This window comes from Leifsonia sp. KNZ12-8B (assembly GCF_056755495.1).
Genome location: NZ_JBPGXM010000199.1, coordinates 1 through 4,596, shown reverse-complemented (window position 1 = coordinate 4,596; position 4,596 = coordinate 1). Strand labels below are relative to the sequence as shown.

Genomic DNA, 4,596 nt, shown 5'->3' with positions numbered 1-4,596 from the left:
CCCCCCGGCCCCCCGCCGCCGGGGGGGGCGGGGGGGGGCCCGCCCGCCGCCCCCCCCCCCCCCCCCCCCCCCCCCCCCCCCCCCCCCCGCCACCCGCGCCGGCCCCCCCCCCCCCCACGGCCGCACCACGACGGCCGCGGACGACCGGACCGCCGCCGACGGCAGCACCGCCGCGGACGGCCGGACCGGCACGGCGGCCGACGACGCGACGCCGGGACGGCACGAAGCGCCCCGCTTCGACGACGGCCGCGGCGACGCCACGCGCTAGCAGCCTCCCGCCGCTACGATGACCTCCGTCGGCACGGGCCGACGGAGGGGAGGCCTCGTGCGCATCGTCACGATCCGCCACGGCTCGGCCGCCGCCGACGTCGCCGACCGTCTGTCGCCGGGTGATCGCGAGCGGCTCGCGACGCTGGCGGGCGATCCCGAGGCGGCCGCCGCATTCCTGGCCGGGCGGGAGGCTCTGCTCACCGCGGCCGAGCGCTTCGGCGTCGCCGCTGTCACGATCGACGCGACCTGCCCCGACTGCGGGCGGGCGCACGGGCGGCCGCGCGTGCCGCAGCAGCCCGGCCTCCACCTGGCACTCGGTCATGCCGCGGGCTGGGCGTTCGCCGCGGCCGCCGACGCGCCCATCGGGATCGACGCCGAGGCGCTGTCGACGGACCCGGCGCGGCTGCGGGAGGCAACGTCGCTCCTGGCGCGCCCCACGAGCCGTCCGCGGGCCGCTCTCCGGGCCTGGACCGCCACCGAGGCGGTGCTGAAGGCGGACGGCCGCGGCCTCCGCGTCGACCCGGCCGCGGTGCGGCTCGGGCGCCGGACCGCCGAGCTCGACGGCGCCCTCTACCGGCTGTCATCGCGCCGCCGTCACGGCTGCCGGGTCACCGTGGCCCGCCTCCTCACCTCCCGCGTGCGGACGGGGGAGGCTCAGGCGCTCAGCGAGGGGAGCCGGCGCTCGCGGAGCCAGGCGTCGAAGAAGTCCGTCAGCCCCTCACCCGCGTAGCGTGCGGCCAGCCGCTCGAAGTCGGCGCTCTCGACGACGCCGAACCGGTGGTCGGCGGTCCATTGGCGCAGCATCCCGAAGAACCGGTCGTCGCCGAGCCGGAGCCGCAGCGCGTGCAGCAGGCAGGCGCCGCGCTTGTAGACCCGGTCGTCGAACATGTCGTCCGGCCCGGGGTCGCCGAGGAGCAGGTCGTGCGGTGGCAGGCGGAGCCGCGCGTGATGCGTGCGCGCCAGCGTGTTGGCGGACGGGCCGCCGGAGAACTCCGACCACAGCCACTCGGCGTAGCAGGCGAAGCCCTCGTTGAGCCAGATGTCGCGCCAGGTGCGCAGGCCGACGCTGTTCCCGAACCACTGGTGGGCCAGCTCGTGCGCGATCAGCCGCTCCGAGCCGCCGCGGCCGTCGGCGTGGTTGGCGCCGAACGTCGCCATCGCCTGCGCCTCCAGCGGGATCTCGAGCGGGTCGGCGGTGACGACGACCGTGTACGAGGGGAACGGGTACGGCCCGAACAGCTCGCCGAACCGCTCCAGCATCCGCCCGACCGGCGCGAAGTCGGCCAGCACCCGGCGCGCCAGGGGAGCGGGGTAGGCGATCAGCCAGTCGACCCCGGCGGCCCGCCGCGGCTCGACGACGTACCGCCCGATCTGCACCGCGGCCAGATAGGTCGCCGTCGGCTCCTGGCGTTCGAAGACCCAGCTGCCACGGCCGCCGCTCACGCTGTGGTCGAGCAGCTCGCCCGTCGCCCGGACGGTGTACGCCTCCTCGGTGGTGACGCGGATGCGGTACGACGCCTTGTCGCCCGGATGGTCGTTGCACGGGAACCAGCTGGGCGCGCCCGACGGCTGCGCGGCGACGATCACCCCATCGGTGAGCTCCTCCCACCCGAGCGTGCCCCAGCGGGTGCGCCGCGGCTGCGGCGAGCCGTCGTACGTCACCTCGACCGTGAACTCCTCGCCGGGGGCGAGCGGGGCGGAGGGGCGGATGCGGACGTGCGTCGCGTTCTGGGTGAACCGTGCGCGCTTGTCACCGGCCAGCCGCACGCGCTTGACCCGCAGGTGCACGAGGTCGAGGACGATCGCGCCGAGCCGGTTCACGGCCCGGCCGCGGATGACGGCGGTCGCGTCGAGCCGGTTGGTCGCCACGCGGTAGCCCAGGTCGAGGTCGTAGGACAGCACCGCGTAGTCCGGAGACCCGGAGCGCGGGAGGTAGGCGTTGCCCGGGGTGCCGGCGGCGGCATCCCCCGAGAAACCCGGCCCGACGGGACCGTGCGGCGCGGTGTCGGCGTGCACGGTGCCGGCGTCGGCGGCGTCGCGGCTCATCGCCCGGCCCGCTGCCGGTACTCGCGGATGACGACCTCCCGCCACGGCCCGATCGGATTGCCGCTCCACCGGCTGCGGTCGGGGACGGTCTCGCCGCGCATCACCAGCGACGCCGGCCCGACGGTGGCGTCGGAGCCGATCGCGGCGGCCGGGAGGATGACGCTGTGCGGGCCGAGCGTGCCCCCGCGCTCGATCGTGACGTGGTCCATGCTCATGATTCGATCATGGAACAGGTGCGTCTGCACCACGCAGCCGCGATTGACGGTCGCGGCGTCGCCCAGTTCCACCAGATCGGCCTCCGGGAGCCAGTAGCTGTCGATCCACGCGCCGCGGCCGATGCGGGCACCGAGGCTGCGCAGCCACCAGGCGAGCGCCGGCGTCCCGGCGGCGGCGGAGGCGAACCAGGGTGCGGCGACCATCTCCGTGAACGTGTCGGATACCTCGCTGCGCCACACGAACGATGACCACAGCGGATGCTCGCCCGCCCGCAGCCTCCCGATCAGCGCCCACTTGGCGGCGGTGCTCACGGCCGCCGCGACGGCTCCCGCGGCGAGCAGCACCGGGCCGCTGAGCACCACGGCCCAGACCAGCCCCCAGCTCTCCAGCCACGCGAGCACCAGGAGGGCGGCGAGGCCGATCGCGCAGGTGACGAACACGGGGAGGATGCGCATCAGCTCCCACGCCGTCCTGGCCGCGCGGAGGCGGGCGGGAGGGTCGTACGTGCGGCTGAGGTCGGCGTCCTGCGCGTGACGCCGCAGCCGCACGGGAGGGGACCCCAGCCACGACGAGCCCGCCTTCGCCTTGCGCGGCGCGAACGACAGCACCGCCACGAGCCCGTCGCGCGGCACCCGATTGCCCGCACCGGCCATCCCGGAGTTGCCGAGGAAGGCGCGCGCGCCGATGTCGACGGCCGCGACGCGCACGTACCCGCCGCCGAGCTCGTACGGCGCGACCAGCGTGTCGTCGGCGAGGAACGCGCCGTCGCGGATGCGGGTCATGGCCGGCAGCAGGAGGACGGTCGACGCCTCGACGTCACGCCCCACTCTGGCGCCGAGCAGCCGCAGCCACACCGGGGTGAAGAGGCTCGAGTACAGCGGGAACAGGATGGTCCGCGCCAGATCGAGCAGCCGCTCGGTCGACCACACCTGCCAGCCGATGCGGCTGCGGACCGGATGCACGCCCTCCGTCACCCCGAGCCCCAGCAGCCGCACCAGCACGAGGACGAGACCGGCGAGCACGAGGCCGGCGACGAGCGTGCCGGGCACCAGGCCGAGCGCGGCTCGGCCGGCGAGCTCCCCGAGCGTCGACGAGCCGCGCGCGATCGCCGCGACGACCGCGCCTCCCGCCGCCAGGGCGATCACCGGCACGAGGGAGACGACCAGCGACGCCGCCGCGTAGGCGGGCACCCAGCGCGTGCGGCGGGCCGGACGCTCCGCCGGCCACCATTCGTGCGCGCGGCCGACCCGCACGGCGGGCGATCCCGCCCAGTTCTGGCCGGCCGGCACCCGGCCGAATACGGCGGAGCCGGGCGCGACCGTCGCGTTGCGGCCGATCTTCGCTCCCGGCATCAGCGAGCTGCGCGCGCCGACCGAGCTGCCGGCGCCGATGCGCACCTCGCCGATGCGGACCACGTCGCCGTCGATCCAGTACCCGGCGAGGTCGACCTCGGGCTCGATGGAGGCGCCGGCGCCGATCCGCAGCATCCCGGTCACCGGCGGGAGGGTGTGCAGGTCGACCCCCGGGCCGATCGTCGCCCCGAGCGCCCGCGCGTAGTAGCTGATCCACGGCGCGCCGGCGAGACTGGCGGCGCCGATCTGGTGCGCGACCTGCTCGGCGAGCCAGAGCCGCAGGTGCACGCCGCCGCCGCGCGGGTGGTCGCCCGGTTCCACGCCCGCGAGGAGGAGGCGCGCCGCGACGACGGAGATCGCCATCCGCCCCCACGGCGTGACGAAGACGAGGAGGCCGACGAGCAGCCAGCCGAGGTGCACCTCTGGCAGCACGTCGAACCCGCCGAACGGCCGCAGGATCGCGGAGGCCGTCAGCAGCACGAGCAGCCAGCGGATCCCGCTGAGGACGAACAGCGGCACCCCGAGCAGCGTCTGCAGCACCTGCATGCGCAGCGGCGGGGGGGGGCCCCCCCGGGGGGGGGGCCCCCCCCCCCCCCCGCGCGCGGCCCGCCCCCCCCCCCCCCCCCCCCGCGGCCGGCGGGGGGGGCCGCGTCGACCATGCTCGCCGCCTCGTCGGCCGTGCGCGCGATCGGCTTCTCGCTGAGCACGTGCA

The 4,596-nt window shown here is 76.6% G+C and carries 2 protein-coding genes and 2 pseudogenes; 2 read left to right on the top strand and 2 right to left on the bottom strand.

Annotated features, from left to right (window positions below; all coding sequences use genetic code 11):
* A pseudogene (locus ACR9ZG_RS18145) lies at positions 1-268 on the top strand (hypothetical protein); the annotation flags it as partial.
* A 57-nt stretch (positions 269-325) separates the two neighbouring features.
* Positions 326-1,000, top strand: a complete 675-nt coding sequence (locus tag ACR9ZG_RS18140; RefSeq protein WP_481286243.1) for a 4'-phosphopantetheinyl transferase superfamily protein — start codon at positions 326-328, stop codon at positions 998-1,000.
* On the opposite strand, the gene ACR9ZG_RS18135 is transcribed toward ACR9ZG_RS18140, so the two are convergent.
* Both ACR9ZG_RS18135 and ACR9ZG_RS18130 read right to left on the bottom strand, forming a co-directional pair.
* Positions 925-2,316 carry a M1 family metallopeptidase gene (locus ACR9ZG_RS18135; protein ID WP_481286242.1) on the bottom strand — a complete coding sequence of 464 codons (1,392 nt, stop codon included), beginning with the start codon at positions 2,314-2,316 and terminating at the stop codon, positions 925-927. The two genes, ACR9ZG_RS18140 and ACR9ZG_RS18135, sit on opposite strands and share 76 nt — an antisense overlap.
* Positions 2,313-4,448 (bottom strand): annotated as a pseudogene (locus tag ACR9ZG_RS18130) (Pls/PosA family non-ribosomal peptide synthetase); the annotation flags it as partial. The gene ACR9ZG_RS18135 and the pseudogene ACR9ZG_RS18130, both read right to left, overlap by 4 nt.
* Between the last annotated feature and the right edge of the window lie 148 nt (positions 4,449-4,596).

Excerpts from the sequence above, each read along its gene's own strand:
- ACR9ZG_RS18135 (WP_481286242.1), bottom strand. The coding sequence starts at position 2,316 with ATGAGCCGCGACGCCGCCGACGCCGGCACCGTGCACGCCGACACCGCG.